Consider the following 16,135-nt stretch of genomic DNA (forward strand, 5'->3'; position numbering starts at 1 on the left):
CAGGTGGCTATATTAACATCTATCAACCAATTTGAGTCATGACCAATGAAAGGATAGTTAGGTTTTTATTGCGTAAATTATCGGTAAGAATAGTGCATATAACAGGCAATAAGCCAGGTGTGTAGAATTATTCTATTTTAGGGACTTTGCTCTAAATCTAAATGAATCTTTGCATTTCAATTTCAATAAAGCTTAGTTATTGATCATGTTTCTGAGTATGCGAATTATTATCAATTATGCATATGATTACTCATTGTCTAGTTTGATTTGTGTAACGTCACTGCAGCACGTATTGAGCGTACTACGCTGATTGTCTGTGTTTTCGTGTTGACAGTTTGGTACTAGGTAAAATCAACAAGACTATGATTTCAAGGAACATTTTATGTTAAAGAAACTACTAAGTTGTTGTATCACCTCCGCGCTCTGTTTTCATTCTTCTCTCGCTTTTTCGCAACCCAATGAGATTGCGGACAGTGCAGAGTTACAACAAGCTCCCGACACATTGCCTGCCACTTTGATGCTTGCACCGGACGACATCGCCATTGCAGATCGATATATAGTGGTATTTCAACAACCGCAAATGATGGCGAGCAGCTCACCGGAATTCGAGCAATTCACGCAGCAGTCTGTAGACCGCATGTCCGGTTTGTATTCGATACAAGTGGAGTCGGTTTTTGACCACTCGATCAGCGGATTTGTCGCTAACTTGAGTCCTGAGCAGCTACAAGATCTACGTTCTGATCCTCGTGTGGACTACATTGAGCAAGACAGAATCCTATCGCTTGACCCAATAGTCTCGGTAGATGCAAATCAAACCAATGCCATTTGGGGACTAGATCGAATCGACCAACGTAACTTGCCACTCGATAACAACTACAGTGCCAACTTTGATGGGACTGGGGTAACGGCTTATGTTATCGATACTGGTGTGAACAATGCACACGTTGAGTTTAGTGGGCGCTCGGTTTCTGGGTATGACTTTGTCGATAATGATGCAGATGCAAGTGACTGTAATGGACACGGTACACACGTTGCGGGCACCATTGGCGGCAGCTTGTATGGTGTTGCGAAAAACGTCAACCTTGTCGGCGTGAGAGTATTGAGCTGTAGCGGATCGGGGTCTACGTCTGGTGTTATCGCCGGTGTGGATTGGGTGGCTGCGAACGCTTCCGGACCTTCAGTCGCCAACATGAGTTTAGGTGGCGGTCAATCTGTTGCTCTAGATAGCGCAGTGCAAAGTGCGGTTCAATCAGGTGTGAGCTTTATGCTAGCAGCAGGTAACTCGAATGCTGATGCTTGTAACTACTCTCCAGCGCGCGTTGCTACTGGTGTGACTGTCGGCTCAACTACTAGCACGGATGCACGCTCGAGTTTTTCAAACTGGGGCAGTTGTGTGGACGTGTTTGCACCAGGCTCACAAATCAAATCTGCATGGTTTGACGGTGGTTACAAAACCATCAGTGGTACTTCGATGGCGACGCCACATGTGGCAGGTGTAGCAGCATTATATCTTCAAGAAAACAGTTCGTTATCTCCAAGCCAAGTAGAGGCCTTGATCGTTAGTCGCGCAACTAGCGGAAAGGTGACGGATACAAGAGGCAGCGTGAACAAGCTACTTTATAGCTTAACGGATGCTGATTGTGGCCAAGACTGTGGTGGCCCAGATCCAACACCGGATCCAGAAGGTAAGTTAACCTCGGGTGTGCCAGTGAGCGGTTTAAGTGGCTCAACCGGTCAAGTCGCGTATTACTATGTTGATGTAGAAGCTGGGCAGCGCTTAACCGTACAAATGTATGGTGGCAGCGGTGATGCGGACCTGTATCTCCGTTTTGGTGCAAAACCAGCACTGAACGCATGGGACTGCCGACCTTTCAAATACGGTAACAATGAGACATGTACGGTCAGCGCGACACAAAGTGGACGTTATCACGTCATGATTCAAGGTTACTCAAACTATAGCGGTGTCAGCATTCAAGCTAACTACTACTAGTTGTTATTCTCGTTACTAAAAGAGAACAAAGCCCGCTTTTGGTGGGCTTTGCTTTTGGGTATACTGTGCTTTAGGGAATGCAGTGTTTGAGAGGAGACGCTCGACGCTATTCAAACGCACCGGCCTTTTTCTTCAAGAACTCAACTCGAAGCGGCATCGAAGCTTTCTATTAGTAGTACCCGCATAAGTCGGGTTCTCCAAGTCGTGTACATCAAATAGGATGCGAACTTAATCTCTTCGGGCTAACTCTTTCTCCATCATAAATCTTGGCATGATGGCAAACCCAAGATGATACAAAACAAATTCTTTACTGTGACCGCGGTTCTCACTTGCACTTTTGGGCTGTGAGACAAACGCGTGACCTGACCTTGGCTGTTGGTCATCGTGAACGATATGGTGGCTAACCCGAGAAGATTGTATCCACTCAAAACTCAGACCCTATACTGCACATGTTGATGGGCGGCAACGGTAACATTGGATGAAATGGGCCTTGCACCACGCAAGATCATTATAAATGGGAACTATTAGGCAAAGAGACGATCAAACGAGCTAAATTGGAATGGGGCAAAGACGTTACAAACCATACAGACACGCCTCTGGATATAAATGTTCGAGTCCTTTTCTATTAAATCATTAATAACCAAGGATATTGCAAAGAGAGTTGTGGACTGCTAACTCGAGCTGTAAGCTTGTGCTAGCCAGGGCGCCTGACATTGGGAGAGCACTAAACATGAGCCTTGGATTCTGCTACCGTAAAGCCCATATTTAATTTGAGAGAGATGGATAATGAACGACAGTTGGGCTAACTTCTTTCCGTACTTTGCAGGAGCTTTTAAGCTTATTGTATTAGGTATTGGAGCTTACTTAGCTATTAAATGGCATTTTGATGAAGAGCGAAGAGTAAGGGAGGCCGAAGGCGTGGTATTCGATAAACCAAGCTTCAAGAAAAAGTTCGCAATGATGCTAACCTTCCCATTCCTTCTAGGTCTTCTAGTCCTTCTCGTTATTTATGCAACTAACTGGTTTCTCTACTGACGGAATTTATTGATACGATCAATGTTTAAGCTCTCAACGGGTTTGGAGCAAAAAAGAGTCAGCCTAACGGTCTGGCTCTTTTGATGAAAACACATGGTATCGTGGAAGAACTAGGGAGGCTGTGGCAGGTTGCACTCGCTTACTCCTTAGGCAGGTGACCAGTTTCCTTCGCAAGCTTTTGCATCGCCTCAGCAAACGTTGTTGTCCCGCCTTTAGCTTTCACCTGTATTACCTTATACCCCATTTTTTCCAACGCTTGGCGCTCTGCCAAAACAGCTTTGTCATCTTGCTGGCTACCTTGAGCTGGCTGATGAATGTAACATCCCTCTAATTTACCATCTTCGACCAATTGGTGGTGTTTCAGTGCATCGATATCAAAATTCATAATAAGTCTTTTCATTAAAAGTGGGAGTTTCTGTGGCAGGTTACATACGCTTCAAAGGCTTCACGACACTATCTAAGCCTTCAATTTTGAGCGCTAAACACAGCTTGAGCAAATCCCCTAGTTCGCCGCTTGGCCAGCCCTTTTTATCGAACCACAGTAAGTATTCTTCAGGTAGGTCGATTAACACTCGCCCTACATATTTTCCAAATGGCATTTGCGTTCTAGCGAGTTTAATGAGGTTTTCTTTTTCTAACATAAGTGACAAAGATTTGAGGTAACTCGTCCAAGAATATCACTGCCGCCCTCTCCTCACCAGTAAATAGCACTCACGTTTATTTTGGCGGCCTTGACTCGCTTTGTGCTAGAGTACGCGGCATAAAAAATGGAACGAGAAAGCAATGAAGTCACCTTGTCGAGCAGCATGTAAAAATAACGCCGGAATATGCTCTGGTTGTCACCGAACGATGGATGAAATCATCCAATGGAAAGACAAAACCGATCTCCAACGAGATACGATTATCGAACAAATCGCAGGGAAAGATTCAACGCACAATTGTCCTGAGTGCGGGACTCAAGCCCATTGTGATATCGCCGCAGGCAAAGAAACCTGTTGGTGCTTTACTATTGAAACCCGTGATTTACCCAAGCCAAGCGCCAACCAGTTGTGTTTGTGCCGAAAATGTCTAGAAAAAAAGCCAGTCGCATAATACGACTGGCTTACTGTTCTGCGTTTTCTGCCTGGTGTTTATTTAGCGGTTAAAGCGGGTGCTTCAAACTTAATGCCTTCCCAACCTGTCACCATAAAATTACGAATATTCTGGTGATCGTTATTCTCTGGATGCTGCAATACATCTTCACGATAAAAGCGACCAAAGCAGGCTAGCGTCGCTTCTTTGTCTAGGTTGTTTAGCAAACCGAAAGCGAAGATCTTACACGAACCGTTGTTCTCGCCTGCATTGTTTTGTGTCTCACCATTTACAAAAGCGGTTGGCTCAAACGTATAGTTTTCTTCGATCACCGCCATCGTTGCTTCAAATTCGACCTGCTCTGGTGAAGCTGCCAACAAATCTAAAAACGATTTTAATTCCATTATTCCTCTATCCCTACTTCATCACTTTGATGACACATTAGTTTCATAAAAAGCCAATATAAGAGTCATCAATCATACATATATTCAGAGCCTTACCAAATCACACGTCATTCAGCGTTCCATCATTCCAATTGCGGAAATGGACAGAAGCATAAACCCCATGCTGATTGACAACCTATCGGATTGATAAGGAGATATCATGATCACCCCTTTAAAGGCAATCGGTGTACTCGCATTGTCATCACTTGCCATCGCGTGTTCATCACAACCCGAAGATACCGTGGCTTCATTCGCTACACAATGCAAACCTACCACTGCACCCGTTGCCGGGGAAAGGTCAATTCAAGGTTTAACGTTTATCGGGACATCCGTTGCCGATGCCCCATTCGACACATCGGCAGCTGAAATCGTCAGTTATGACGCTTGTACGGATAAGCTCTATGTGGTCAATGCTGAAGCAAAACGTGTCGATGTACTTTCTATGGATGACAACGGCGTACCAACGCAAACCGCATTCATTAATCTCAACAGCGCTGGCGAAGCAGCGGGCATTGAAATTGGCGCAGCAAACAGTGTCGCCGTATTTAATGGTTTGATCGCGGTTGCGATTGAAAACCGTAACAAACAAGCAAAAGGTATTGTTGGTTTGTACCGCTCCGACGATTTGTCATTAGTCATGACGTTTCCAACAGGCGCATTGCCAGACATGGTAGGCTTCTCGAAAGATGGCCGATATATCGCAACCGCTAATGAGGGCGAACCAAACAGCGATTACAGCGTCGATCCTGAAGGTAGCGTCACTTTGATCGATCTGAACCTTGGCGTTTCTCAAGCAGAAGTGACACAAATTGGCTTTAACGAGTTTGATGGTTCACGAAAAGCAGAGCTTCCAATGAATGTGCGTATTTCGGGGCCAAACGCCACCATCGCACAAGATCTAGAGCCTGAATACCTCACTTTTGCAGATAACGGTAAAATCTATGTCGCGCTACAAGAAAATAACGCCATGGCAATCGTCAATCCAGAGAGCAAATCAGTAGAGCGAATTGTTGGCTTAGGTGAGAAGTCTTGGTCGGACGCTAAACTCGATGCGTCTAACAAAGACAAAATCATTGGGAACTTGAAAAGCTACCCACAACTGGTTGGCTTATTTATGCCTGACACCATCGACAACTACTCAGTGAATGGGAGTACTTACATCGTATCGGCAAATGAAGGCGACGGGCGTGAGTACGGATTCAAAACCACTCAAGAACTGTGCGACAAAGCTGGCTTTATGTGGGATGAAGACGATTACCTTGGTACAGATCAATACACATCTGAGCAAGGGAGCTGTTTAAGCCATATTGATGAAGTGCGCGGTAAGAAGCTGAAAGTAGCAGCAGAACACCCATTGGCAGAGGCACTAAAAGACAACAAACAACTCGCGCGTTTAAAAGTGATTAAGCCGGAACAAACGCTTTCTGCACAAGAGAATGTTCAATCATTTGGCGCGCGTTCATTCTCGATTTGGGATGAAAACGGCAAGTTGGTCTTCGATAGTGGTGACGATTTCGCGACTATCGCGCTGCTGAATGAAGGCAAGAACTTCAACAGCACCAACGATAACAATAATAGTGGCGATGACCGTAGTGATGATAAAGGTATTGAGCCAGAGGCGATTGAAGTAGCACAAATTAACGGTCGTCATTACGCGTTTATCGGCTTGGAGCGTCAAGGCGGTATCATGATTTATGACATCACAGACCCGAAACAAGCGCAGTTTATGCATTACGTAAACCGCCGTGATTACAATCAGCCAGTATGTACAGAAGTCGAAGATGGCGAATGCATGAACGACACATACAATCCAAAAGCAGGCGATTTAGGTCCAGAGTCCATTAATTACTTTACCCGTAACGGTGGTCATTTTATCGTCGTTGGCAATGAGGTATCGGGCACGACATCCGTCTTCCGAATCAATCTATAAAGTAATGTAAAAGTCATTTAGAACCAAAACGCCCGACGTAAGCCGGGCGTTTTTTGTATGAGGTAATGTCCTACTCTGCCGATGCTAGTGCGTCACACTTTGATGCGCAGATAAAATCGTTTTTATGCAGACCTTTGATCGAGTGACTCCACCACGTTACGGTGACCTTACCCCACTCCAACAAAATAGAAGGATGGTGGAACTCATCTTCTGCCAGTTCCGCGATTTTGTTACTGAAAGCCCATGCTTGTTTGAAGTTCTTAAATTTATACACCTTTTCTAGTTGAGGTATGTCTTCTCTTTCAATGATCTGCCAATCAGACAATTGCAGCAGCAGAGATTGTTGTTCTTCTTTGCTTAGTGCAATGGCATCGATACTACAAGCTTCGCATTTTTGTTCATTCAACATGAGCAGGTTCCTTTGGTTCAAAAAGTGGAGGAAGCAGTCCAGCTTCAATCGCTAGATCGGCTTGTTTCAATAAATTTAACTGACTGATTTTAAAGAGCTGAGAAAAGTCATCAATCACGTAGTACTTCGGTTGCATGATGTCGATACGATAAGGCGTTCTCAGCACAGTTTGTAATTCAAATGGGTCGCGAATTGCTACATCACTCTCTAATGCGTAGAGGGTTTCGCCAGGAGATGAGAGAATACCACCACCGTAAATTTTGGTTTTGTCCCCTTCTTTCACCAAGCCAAATTCTACGGTAAACCAGTAGAGACGAGCGAGATACGCTCTTTGTTTTGGTGTAGCGGCTTGCCCTAGTTGACCATAATGTTCGGTAAATGCAGCAAAATCTGGGTTGGTTAACATCGCACAATGACCAAATATTTCATGGAAGAAATCCGGCTCTTGCAAGTAATCGAACTCTTCTCTGGTACGCAAGAATGTGGCGACTGGAAAGCGCTTATTACCGAGTAGATTAAAAAATCGGTCGAAATCAATAAGCGCGGGAACGGGCTCCACTTGCCAACCTGTTGTCTCCATCAAGACACGATTAATTTCTGGCAATTGAGGAACGCGGTCTTGAGGTAAATCAAGCAGCGTTAAACCGTGTAAGTAAGCCTTACAAGCTCTGTTTTGGATCACACCCATTTGTCGTGTTACCAAATCTCGCCAAATGGCGTCTTCTTCACGGCTCCATTCAACCCTGCCTTCCTGGTTTACGGGTTTAGAACGATACTGAGTCATGGCACATCTCCATTAACAAATCCTTTACATTAAGCCTATCTTCAGTCTTAAGAGCTTCCAATCCCTACACGATTTTCTCAGTATCGACTCGATGTAACATATTGTTTACAACGCATCGTAACTGCATGATTTTTATGACACGATATAATATCTGGCTTGTTTGACTTTATCGTGTATTCCTCTCACACTAAAACCTGTTATCACTTTGTTATAGAGGGACCTATGCGCGAGAGCAGCAAAGTATGGCAACCGAGCGAAAGTCGTATCGAAGAAGCCAACATTACACAGTTTATTGAACACATTAATCGACAAGGAAATACCCTTGAAAGCTTCGCTGATCTGCATCAATGGTCACTCGATCATGTAGAAAAATTTTGGCAGGAAGTTTGGCTATTCTGCGACGTCATTGGCACTCAGGGAGAGACCAAAAAAGAGCGAGCAGAAAGTCGCTGGCAGCAACCTGTTGAAAATAGGGATATAAAATGGTTCCCAAACGCGCAAATTAACTACGCCGAAAATTTGCTAACCTACGCGTGTCACCAACCCGATGATCTCGCGATTTGGTTTGAAAATGAACGTGAAGAAAAACAGACCTACACCTGGAAACAATTGTGCGAAGAAGTTTCGAGTGTGCAGCAATGGTTGAAAGAATGTGGAATTAAGCAAGGTGATGTCGTCGCTGGTTATTTGCCTCACCTACCTCAAACGGTGATAGCTATGCTAGCAACCACCAGTTTAGGGGCGACCTGGACTTCCACCTCACCTGATTTTGGCGTCGAAAGCGTTTTGGAGCGCTTTGGTCAAGTGAAACCCAAAATCCTGTTTACTTGTGATGGCTATACATTCAATGGCAAAACTTTCGATATGTCTGAGAAAAACCAGCATATTGCGGATCATCTTGATGGTCTTAAACAAGTTTGCCAAATTAGCTACCTTAAACCACACATTTTTGAATGCGATGTCTGCACCCAAGATTGGCAAAATGTCCTGAATCAATACACCCCCGAAGCGCTGACTTTTACTCGTGTGAATTTTAACGATCCGCTATTTGTGCTCTATTCTTCAGGCACAACAGGCAAACCGAAATGCATCGTTCATTCCGTCGGCGGAACGGTGCTTAATCACTTGAAAGAGCATCAACTGCATTGCGATATTCAACCGAACGACCGAGTGTTTTACTACACAACCTGCGGCTGGATGATGTGGAACTGGCACGTTTCTTCACTCGCGAGCGGTGCATGTTTGGTGATTTTTGATGGTAGCCCTGTTTACCCCACTCATAATGTGCTCTGGGACCTCGCAGAACAAGCCGAAGTGACACTATTTGGAACCTCAGCAAAATACCTAGAGGCGCTGGAAAAAGCATCTTTTTCTCCGCAGAAAAGTGATGCATTTTCAAGTCTGAAAACCATTTGTTCGACTGGCTCTGTTCTGTATCCAGAACAGTTTGATTATGTCTATCAGCACATTAAAGAAGATGTACACCTCGCCTCGATTTCTGGCGGAACAGACATTTGTGGCTGCTTTGTATTAGGCAACCCTATTTCTCCCGTTTATCGGGGAGAGTGCCAATCAGCAGGGTTAGGGGTCGATGTCCGAGTCTTTAACCCACAAGGTAATAGCGTAATGGGAGAGCGCGGTGAGTTGGTTTGTGCCAATTCATTACCCAACTTCCCTGCTGGCTTTTGGAACGACACCGGTGAGAGATATCATCGCGCTTATTGGGATAAATTCGACAATATTTGGCACCACGGCGATGATGTTGAACAGACCAGCGTTGGGGGATACGTGTTTTATGGTCGAAGTGATACCACGTTGAATCCCGGTGGCGTAAGAATCGGCACGGCCGAAATCTATCAGCAAGTGAACTGTATAGACGGTATTCTAGATTCGATCGCAGTAGGAAAAGAAGTCGATCGCAACGAACAAATATGGCTGTTTGTCCAATTAGTCAAAGGGGTAGAGCTCAATGACGAGATGATCGCTTCCATCAAAGCACAGCTAAAGTCTGCATGTTCTCCAAGGCATGTACCTAGTGCGATTTACGCAATAAGCGATATACCTAAGACCCGTTCGGGTAAACTGGTTGAGTTAGCCGTTAAGCAAGTCGTTAACAATCGGAGTGTAGAAAATTTAGGCGCAATAGCCAATCCTGAAGTATTGGAGGAGATCCGCAGGATAGTCGCCCCAAAATAACCTCAAAACACTTGGTTGTTAGAGAACCACTTTGCGTACACCCGCAGCGACAGGTTGAAGAACAAGTGAGGTTAACTTGGGTACATACCCTCAACCGATAAGAAAAAAGCGAGCTAGGTAGCTCGCTTTTATCATGTGGTGTTCTTTATTCAGTATTAACGGCGACCAAGCCCCATTAATACCGACATCGTTTTACCGTCAGATGTAATGTCAAAAACGTGTTGCGATTCCACCTCAGTAAAACCTGCATCTTTCAAAGCACGTTTAGACTTCGCCAGGGTAAAACCGTCTTGTTCAGATTCTGCAATCCAATCAAAATGAACAAAGTAACCGCCGTGGTTAAGTAAAGAATGCGAGATTTTTAATGACGCGTCTAAGTCTTCCACAAACGCTAAAACTGACGATGCAACTACTAGGTCAAACTGTCCACGAAACGCTGGATGCTGAGCGACCAAGCCGCGAGACAATGCATCTACGACAGGTTCTACATTGGCAAGCTCTTTTTTATCGAGTTCTTCAATCATGGCTTCCGATGCGTCTAATGCTACGATGTCTTTAACCATCGGTGACAATCGTTGACTTAACTGCCCTGTTCCGCATCCAAAATCTAGTACTTTAATGCCATCAAGCTGAGTTAGCTGTTGTAACTGCTCAAACACCGACTGCGCAAATTGCTCTGTTGCTGGATTTGATTCCCAGTTTTTTGCTAAGCCGTCCCAATCTTGTGCCATCGTGGCCTCCATGTTCACTTTTTGTAACCCACATAGATTACCGCAAAACCGTTAAAAGACCATAGACTTATCTGGCGGATTCGCGTTTTTTTCGATAATCTTTCACGGCTTTGGGAGCACATCTGCATAATACCCAAATTATTTGAATTCATTTATTGGTTGTGTCAAATCATGAACTTAACTCAAGTAGAAGCCTTCTGCACCATCGCTGAGTGTGGTTCTGTTTCTGAAGCAGCGAGGCAACTCGATTGTAATCGCACCAAACTCAGTATGTCGATTAAGGCTTTAGAGAAAGATCTCAACGTTGAGTTGTTTACCCGAACTGGCAACCAGCTCACTCTCTCTGAAGCTGGGAAAGCCATTTACAAAGATTGCGAACACCTACTTATCATCGCACAGCGGATAAGAAAAACCTGTGCTCAAATCTCGGAAGGTTTTAACGCGGAAGTTTGGGTTGCACGTGACGACTCCTTGCCTGATGATCTCTGGCAGGAGCTTTCTCATACACTGAATAACCGCTTCCCTTCCACAACCTTCAACTTAATCTTGGCATCCAGTGGCGACTTAGCCAACTTAGTCAGTACCCACCAAGTGGATTTTGCCTTTGGTGTTGATTATGAGCGCGTCGACGATCCTCGTATCGTGTATAACCCACTAGGCAAGATACGTATGATGTCAGTATGCAGTGCAGAACACCGCCTAAGTAAGATGCGCCGAGTCTCAGACGAAGATCTGCGCAGCCAGATGCAAGCGTTGATGGTGTACCTAAATGAGAAAGACAACCCTGAACTGCAGCCTTTCTCGACTCGATACATTGGCTTTTCGAGTTTTGACTACATGCTCAACACCATCTTAGAAGAAGACGCTTGGGGTGTACTGCCAGAACCATTAATCCGCCATTACCTTCGCCAGCAAAAGCTCGCCGTTATCAAGCATACATACGGATTGACACAAGAAGACTACTGTATGTTTTCACCTAACGGTCAAACTGAGCACCCAGCAATGACATGGTTAGCGGATAAATTGAGCGAGTATTTATTTGACTTCTAAACATTTTATCAGTGAGCGCCAATTTTATTGGCACCAAGATCATGCGGCAAGTTATTGTTTTATAAGAACATAAACAAAAACGCAACTTTTTAGATTAGAACCTGCTCACTTAGTGGTTGCCTAAATTACCTTATGCGAGAAGAATAGTAAGGTATTAAAATTTAAAGGCATCTTTTATGTGTGACAGGACAAGCAAAAACGAAAACCGTATTCTAACCATTTCAGCCCTTTTAGCATCTGGGTTCGCTGCTGGTGGTATGGTACTTGGCTTGCTTGTAGGATCAATTGTCATCGTTTTTGACGGTGTTTACTCTTTGGTCAGCTTACTGTTAACTTTATTGTCACTGGCCGCTTCCTACTATATTAACAAGCCCTCAAAATCTGTATTCCCATTTGGAAAAGCGGTCTTAGAGCCAATCGTTATTGCGATAAAAGCGGCTGTTATTTTAGTGGTTGTAAGCTTTTCTCTTTACTCTGCAATTTCAGCATTGATGTCCGGAGGCCGTGAAGTCGATGCTTCTATTGCCACTCTATTCGGCATCGTAAACGTCATCGGTTGTGGTTACGCTTGGTGGTTTATGGCTAAACGCAGCCGTCGCTTCTCATCAGGCTTGATTGAAGCAGAGAAAAAACAGTGGCAGATGGATACGCTATTAAGTGTGGCAGTGACGGTTGGATTTGTTGCTGCTTGGGCTGTATCACTAACGCCATTCGCTGAATATGCGGTTTATGCCGATCCTATGATGATGGTGCTAATGGGCTTCTACTTTCTGAAAGTTCCTTTTGATATGTTGGTTGGTGCACTACGTGAGCTACTAATGATGACACCAAGCAAAGAGCTATGTCAGGTCGTTGGCAATGATGTACTAGAGATAGAAAAAACATCTGACCACCAGCTAAAGTTAGCGGGTATCACTAAAGTGGGCCAAGAGCTTCGTATTAACATCGATTTGCACGTCGATGACGACACCATTGCATTGGATAAGTTGGAACAAACTCGCACTCAGTTAACGAAACGTCTGTCGAAGCACAGATTCAAACTGCAACTCCATTTAAACGTCGCAAACTGTTAGAACACGAAAGAAAAAAGCTCCCTCGGTCGGGAGCTTTTTTCTTTCTGTCATTTGAGCATACAGCGCAAAGATAAAATCAGATAATTTTGGTTTAACCTGCAGCTTCACGCTTCTCCTTGGTGACAACCCAGCAAAGCAAAGAGCCCACCGTAACCATCACAACCCCCTGCCAAAAACTCGGACTCAACGTCACACCAAGAATAATGGAAGAAAATAGCGCAGAGAAAATGGGCGTAAAGTAAGAAAGTGTCGCGAGAAAGACCATGTTTCCGCCAACAATCGCGATGTTCCACAAACCATAACCACCAGCCATCAACGCCGCAGAAGCAAAAAGGTAGCCCATTGCTTCCCATGAAAAAGTCATCTCTGGCTCATCAGCAAACGCATATTTCACCCATAACGAAACAGCAGTAGCAATGAAAAACAACGTAATCGCGTTATGTTTGGATTGCTGCCTCTGGGTTAAATTACAATAAAAAGCCCATATAACTGCTCCTGCGAAAGCCATAAAGTAAACCAAAGGGTTACTACTGACATTGGACATAATCTGAGTAACGGATAAGCCATTTTCACCACTCACCGTCCACGCGACTCCGATAAACGCCAGCGCAACCGCTGGATAAAGCAGCCAGTTTGTTTTTTTGTTACTGCCTAAGACCGCAAACAAAACGGTGAGAGCTGGCCAAAGATAATTGACAATCGACACCTCAATAGCCTGCGCACGCGAGTTGGAATATCCCAGAGATAAAGCGAGAAATATTTCATAACAAACGAACATCGCGCCACCAAGCACGAGATACTTTGGAGAAAAGTACGATAACTTCGGAATACCAACTACGATAAGAAGGAAAATAGAACTGAGAGAGTACAACATGGCCGCCCCGCCCACGGGACCTAAGCTCTCGGTAACCAATCTGGCAATGCCAAGTAAGCAACTCCAAGAGAGGATGGCAATACAACCATAAAGTGTGAAACGAAATTGCACTGATTTCATGTGACCTACCACTCACGAATGCCAAAGGAAACATCAGCTTAACTCAAAAATGATCAGGTTCAACGTACTGTTTTATAAAAATCAGTATAAAAATCACTCCATTACGCAGTTGGAGTCGATATGAAACATTTTCTGCCCTCGAGTGTTATGCTTACACCTTTTGTTGTGCGCTACTATGATGAAGAAGACGACGATAGCGAAATCGCCGAAACTGATTCGAGCACTCAGCATCTAAAAGAAACAGAGCAACAAACGGAAACCTCAGACTAAAGGAATTCTCAAATGAAAAAAGTCGCAGTTATCTTCAGTGGTTCAGGTGTTTACGATGGCACAGAACTGCATGAAGCCGTATTAGCACTCCATGCCATTGAAAAAGAAGGTGCATCATGGCATTGCTTTGCTCCTAACATCGATCAATTACACGTGATTAATCATCTAACTGGCGAAGAGATGGACGAAACACGAAATGTGTTGGTGGAATCTGCACGCCTTGCACGTGGCAATATTGATGATGTTGCAAGATTGAATCCAGATGAGTTTGATGCCCTACTCTTACCTGGCGGTTTTGGTGCCGCTAAAAATCTCACTGACTTCGCAGTATCAGGGGCTGAGTGCTCGATTAATACACACGTAGCTCAAGCATGTCGCGCATTCGCTCATGCGAAAAAGCCAGCAGGTTATCTGTGTATTTCTCCTGTCATTATTCCGATGATTTATGAGCATGGCGTGAAAGGCACCGTAGGCAACGATGAAGCGATCTCGATAGCATTTAATCAAATGGGCGGTGAACACATCACTTGCTCTGTCGAGGATATCGTTTTTGATGAAACACACCTCGTTCTATCAACCCCTGCTTATATGTTGGCAGAGAATATCTCTCAAGCGGCATCAGGTATCGAAAAGTTAGTATCAAAGCTGATTGATATTGCCTAATTATTGATAGATAACTTATAAACCTACCTCCCATCCCCATTGATAGTTAAGTTATTAATGGGGATTTTTTATACTTTAGTCTAATTTAGAGATATATCCGTATTAGATATCAATTTTTGCCAATCGATTGCGTCACTGGTTTCATATTTGTTCTACTTTATATCTGTGTTGCACCTATACGCTGTGCAACAAGATCACTGTCACAGTTTTTCTCTTGCAAATACCTCTAAATAGGTAAACTTGCTTCAGATCAACTTCAATCTGGAAACGAGTGTGCGACAGTAAATGGCAAATTAGGAAAGATTATTAAAAATAACGACGGAGCTATCCAATATGACAAGTGCATTTTTTATCCCTACGGTAAACCTAATGGGCGCTGGTTGTTTAAAAGACGCAGCAGACAGCATCCAATCTCAAGGCTTTAAAAAAGGTTTAATCGTTACGGATAAGATCCTTAACCAAATCGGTGTAGTCAAACAAGTTCAAGACCTTCTCACTGAACGCGACGTAGCAAGCGTTGTGTACGATGGCACTCAACCAAACCCTACTATCACCAACGTTAATGATGGCTTAGCTTTACTAAAAGAAAACGAATGTGACTTCGTTATCTCACTCGGAGGCGGCTCACCGCACGATTGTGCAAAAGGTATCGCTTTAGTGGCGTCAAACGGCGGCAAGATCGGCGATTACGAAGGCGTTGACCAATCCGCAAAACCAATGCTGCCTCTCGTATCAATCAACACAACGGCTGGTACTGCTTCTGAAATGACGCGTTTCTGCATCATCACAGATGAAGAGCGCCACATTAAGATGGCGATTGTGGACAAACACACAACACCATTGATGTCAGTGAATGATCCTGAATTGATGCTTGCTAAACCTGCGTCTCTTACTGCCGCAACAGGTATGGATGCGCTAACACACGCGATTGAAGCTTACGTATCTATCGCTGCGACACCAATCACTGACGCGGTAGCAATCAAAGCAATTGAACTGATTCAAGCTCACCTTCGCACAGCAGTGAAAAACGGTGAAAACCTTGAAGCTCGCGAGCAAATGGCATACGCACAGTTCATGGCAGGTATGGCATTCAACAACGCATCTCTTGGTTACGTTCACGCAATGGCGCACCAACTAGGCGGCTTCTACGACCTGCCACACGGTGTATGTAACGCGATTCTTCTACCTCACGTACAACGTTACAATGCGCAAGTATGTCCAGAGCGTTTACGTGACGTTGCTAAAGCAATGGGTGTTGATGTTGAAGGTATGTCAGCAGAGCAAGGTGCTGCGGCGGCCATTGATGCTATCGTTGAGCTCGCTAAAGATGTCGGCATCCCATCAGGCATTAAAGAGCTTGGTGCGAAGCTAGAAGATATCCCAACCTTAGCGGACAACGCGCTAAAAGACGCTTGTGGTTTCACTAACCCGAAACAAGCAACGCACGAAGAGATCTCTAAGATCTTCGAAGAAGCGATGTAGGCTCGCTAAGTAAA

At 44.4% G+C, this 16,135-nt stretch carries 17 protein-coding genes; 10 read left to right on the forward strand and 7 right to left on the reverse strand.

What is annotated here, in order from left to right; all coding sequences use genetic code 11:
* Positions 1 to 382 precede the first annotated feature (382 nt).
* Together FKN08_RS09000 and FKN08_RS09005 are read left to right on the forward strand one after the other, a co-directional pair.
* On the forward strand, positions 383 to 1,990 hold the full coding sequence (locus tag FKN08_RS09000) for a S8 family peptidase (protein WP_170891907.1): 1,608 nt from the start codon (positions 383 to 385) through the stop codon (positions 1,988 to 1,990).
* Positions 1,991 to 2,776: 786 nt separating this feature from the next.
* The gene (locus FKN08_RS09005; RefSeq protein ID WP_046873682.1) at positions 2,777 to 3,025 is read left to right on the forward strand and encodes a hypothetical protein; all 249 of its coding nucleotides are present in this window, start codon (positions 2,777 to 2,779) and stop codon (positions 3,023 to 3,025) included.
* Positions 3,026 to 3,164: 139 nt separating this feature from the next.
* Here the strand turns inward: FKN08_RS09005 and FKN08_RS09010 are convergent, their stop codons facing one another.
* Positions 3,165 to 3,410: a hypothetical protein gene (locus FKN08_RS09010; RefSeq protein ID WP_046873683.1), complete on the reverse strand. Its 246-nt coding sequence runs from the start codon at positions 3,408 to 3,410 to the stop codon at positions 3,165 to 3,167.
* A 40-nt stretch (positions 3,411 to 3,450) separates the two neighbouring features.
* Positions 3,451 to 3,666: a DUF3820 family protein gene (locus FKN08_RS09015; protein WP_170891909.1), complete on the reverse strand. Its 216-nt coding sequence runs from the start codon at positions 3,664 to 3,666 to the stop codon at positions 3,451 to 3,453.
* Between the two features lie 142 nt (positions 3,667 to 3,808).
* On the opposite strand from FKN08_RS09015, the gene FKN08_RS09020 reads away from it, so the two are divergent.
* Positions 3,809 to 4,117: a cysteine-rich CWC family protein gene (locus FKN08_RS09020; RefSeq protein WP_080955956.1), complete on the forward strand. Its 309-nt coding sequence runs from the start codon at positions 3,809 to 3,811 to the stop codon at positions 4,115 to 4,117.
* A gap of 38 nt (positions 4,118 to 4,155) precedes the next feature.
* Here the strand turns inward: FKN08_RS09020 and FKN08_RS09025 are convergent, their stop codons facing one another.
* Positions 4,156 to 4,500, reverse strand: coding sequence for a HopJ type III effector protein (locus FKN08_RS09025; RefSeq protein ID WP_170891911.1), 345 nt, complete (start codon positions 4,498 to 4,500; stop codon positions 4,156 to 4,158).
* A 199-nt stretch (positions 4,501 to 4,699) separates the two neighbouring features.
* Between FKN08_RS09025 and FKN08_RS09030 the strand changes: the two genes are divergently transcribed.
* A complete protein-coding gene (locus FKN08_RS09030) occupies positions 4,700 to 6,469 on the forward strand; it encodes a choice-of-anchor I family protein (RefSeq protein WP_170891913.1) in 1,770 nt (589 codons plus the stop codon).
* Between the two features lie 70 nt (positions 6,470 to 6,539).
* Here FKN08_RS09030 and FKN08_RS09035 read toward each other — a convergent pair whose 3' ends face one another.
* Positions 6,540 to 6,878 carry a 4a-hydroxytetrahydrobiopterin dehydratase gene (locus FKN08_RS09035; protein WP_005375563.1) on the reverse strand — a complete coding sequence of 113 codons (339 nt, stop codon included), beginning with the start codon at positions 6,876 to 6,878 and terminating at the stop codon, positions 6,540 to 6,542.
* Entirely contained in the window at positions 6,868 to 7,662 is a 795-nt protein-coding gene (gene phhA / locus FKN08_RS09040) for a phenylalanine 4-monooxygenase (protein ID WP_005391119.1), read from the reverse strand. The genes FKN08_RS09035 and phhA overlap by 11 nt, the downstream gene beginning before the upstream one ends.
* A 222-nt stretch (positions 7,663 to 7,884) precedes the next feature.
* On the opposite strand from phhA, the gene FKN08_RS09045 reads away from it, so the two are divergent.
* Positions 7,885 to 9,858, forward strand: a complete 1,974-nt coding sequence (locus tag FKN08_RS09045) for an acetoacetate--CoA ligase (protein WP_170891914.1) — start codon at positions 7,885 to 7,887, stop codon at positions 9,856 to 9,858.
* A 155-nt stretch (positions 9,859 to 10,013) separates the two neighbouring features.
* Here the strand turns inward: FKN08_RS09045 and FKN08_RS09050 are convergent, their stop codons facing one another.
* Positions 10,014 to 10,589, reverse strand: a complete 576-nt coding sequence (locus FKN08_RS09050) for a class I SAM-dependent methyltransferase (RefSeq protein WP_006742039.1) — start codon at positions 10,587 to 10,589, stop codon at positions 10,014 to 10,016.
* Positions 10,590 to 10,760: 171 nt separating this feature from the next.
* Here FKN08_RS09050 and FKN08_RS09055 point away from each other — a divergent pair, with 171 nt between their 5' ends.
* A complete protein-coding gene (locus FKN08_RS09055; RefSeq protein WP_006742040.1) occupies positions 10,761 to 11,639 on the forward strand; it encodes a LysR family transcriptional regulator in 879 nt (292 codons plus the stop codon).
* Between the two features lie 176 nt (positions 11,640 to 11,815).
* Positions 11,816 to 12,712, forward strand: coding sequence for a cation diffusion facilitator family transporter (locus tag FKN08_RS09060; protein ID WP_046873689.1), 897 nt, complete (start codon positions 11,816 to 11,818; stop codon positions 12,710 to 12,712).
* A 91-nt stretch (positions 12,713 to 12,803) separates the two neighbouring features.
* On the opposite strand, the gene yddG is transcribed toward FKN08_RS09060, so the two are convergent.
* A complete protein-coding gene (yddG, locus tag FKN08_RS09065; protein ID WP_048625236.1) occupies positions 12,804 to 13,706 on the reverse strand; it encodes an aromatic amino acid DMT transporter YddG in 903 nt (300 codons plus the stop codon).
* Positions 13,707 to 13,826: 120 nt separating this feature from the next.
* Here yddG and FKN08_RS09070 point away from each other — a divergent pair, with 120 nt between their 5' ends.
* From FKN08_RS09070 to yiaY, 3 genes are all read left to right on the forward strand, one after another.
* The gene (locus FKN08_RS09070; protein ID WP_006742043.1) at positions 13,827 to 13,976 is read left to right on the forward strand and encodes a hypothetical protein; all 150 of its coding nucleotides are present in this window, start codon (positions 13,827 to 13,829) and stop codon (positions 13,974 to 13,976) included.
* A gap of 12 nt (positions 13,977 to 13,988) precedes the next feature.
* A complete protein-coding gene (elbB, locus tag FKN08_RS09075) occupies positions 13,989 to 14,639 on the forward strand; it encodes an isoprenoid biosynthesis glyoxalase ElbB (protein WP_048625237.1) in 651 nt (216 codons plus the stop codon).
* 333 nt (positions 14,640 to 14,972) lie between these two features.
* Positions 14,973 to 16,121 (forward strand): L-threonine dehydrogenase, encoded by a 1,149-nt coding sequence (gene yiaY / locus FKN08_RS09080; protein ID WP_170891916.1) that lies wholly within the window; start codon positions 14,973 to 14,975, stop codon positions 16,119 to 16,121.
* Positions 16,122 to 16,135: the final 14 nt, after the last annotated feature.

This window comes from Vibrio sp. 1-2 (7-a) (assembly GCF_013048515.1).
Lineage (GTDB): Bacteria > Pseudomonadota > Gammaproteobacteria > Enterobacterales > Vibrionaceae > Vibrio > Vibrio diabolicus.

What these genes read in the sequence shown, in the direction of transcription:
- FKN08_RS09025 (WP_170891911.1), bottom strand. Translation starts at nt 4,500, where the DNA reads ATGGAATTAAAATCGTTTTTAGATTTGTTGGCAGCTTCACCAGAGCAG.
- FKN08_RS09015 (WP_170891909.1), bottom strand. Translation starts at nt 3,666, where the DNA reads ATGTTAGAAAAAGAAAACCTCATTAAACTCGCTAGAACGCAAATGCCA.
- FKN08_RS09070 (WP_006742043.1), top strand. Translation starts at nt 13,827, where the DNA reads ATGAAACATTTTCTGCCCTCGAGTGTTATGCTTACACCTTTTGTTGTG.
- yiaY (WP_170891916.1), top strand. Translation starts at nt 14,973, where the DNA reads ATGACAAGTGCATTTTTTATCCCTACGGTAAACCTAATGGGCGCTGGT.
- FKN08_RS09055 (WP_006742040.1), top strand. Translation starts at nt 10,761, where the DNA reads ATGAACTTAACTCAAGTAGAAGCCTTCTGCACCATCGCTGAGTGTGGT.
- FKN08_RS09020 (WP_080955956.1), top strand. Translation starts at nt 3,809, where the DNA reads ATGAAGTCACCTTGTCGAGCAGCATGTAAAAATAACGCCGGAATATGC.
- phhA (WP_005391119.1), bottom strand. Translation starts at nt 7,662, where the DNA reads ATGACTCAGTATCGTTCTAAACCCGTAAACCAGGAAGGCAGGGTTGAA.
- yddG (WP_048625236.1), bottom strand. Translation starts at nt 13,706, where the DNA reads ATGAAATCAGTGCAATTTCGTTTCACACTTTATGGTTGTATTGCCATC.
- FKN08_RS09010 (WP_046873683.1), bottom strand. Translation starts at nt 3,410, where the DNA reads ATGAATTTTGATATCGATGCACTGAAACACCACCAATTGGTCGAAGAT.
- elbB (WP_048625237.1), top strand. Translation starts at nt 13,989, where the DNA reads ATGAAAAAAGTCGCAGTTATCTTCAGTGGTTCAGGTGTTTACGATGGC.
- FKN08_RS09045 (WP_170891914.1), top strand. Translation starts at nt 7,885, where the DNA reads ATGCGCGAGAGCAGCAAAGTATGGCAACCGAGCGAAAGTCGTATCGAA.
- FKN08_RS09005 (WP_046873682.1), top strand. Translation starts at nt 2,777, where the DNA reads ATGAACGACAGTTGGGCTAACTTCTTTCCGTACTTTGCAGGAGCTTTT.
- FKN08_RS09060 (WP_046873689.1), top strand. Translation starts at nt 11,816, where the DNA reads ATGTGTGACAGGACAAGCAAAAACGAAAACCGTATTCTAACCATTTCA.
- FKN08_RS09035 (WP_005375563.1), bottom strand. Translation starts at nt 6,878, where the DNA reads ATGTTGAATGAACAAAAATGCGAAGCTTGTAGTATCGATGCCATTGCA.
- FKN08_RS09000 (WP_170891907.1), top strand. Translation starts at nt 383, where the DNA reads ATGTTAAAGAAACTACTAAGTTGTTGTATCACCTCCGCGCTCTGTTTT.
- FKN08_RS09050 (WP_006742039.1), bottom strand. Translation starts at nt 10,589, where the DNA reads ATGGCACAAGATTGGGACGGCTTAGCAAAAAACTGGGAATCAAATCCA.
- FKN08_RS09030 (WP_170891913.1), top strand. Translation starts at nt 4,700, where the DNA reads ATGATCACCCCTTTAAAGGCAATCGGTGTACTCGCATTGTCATCACTT.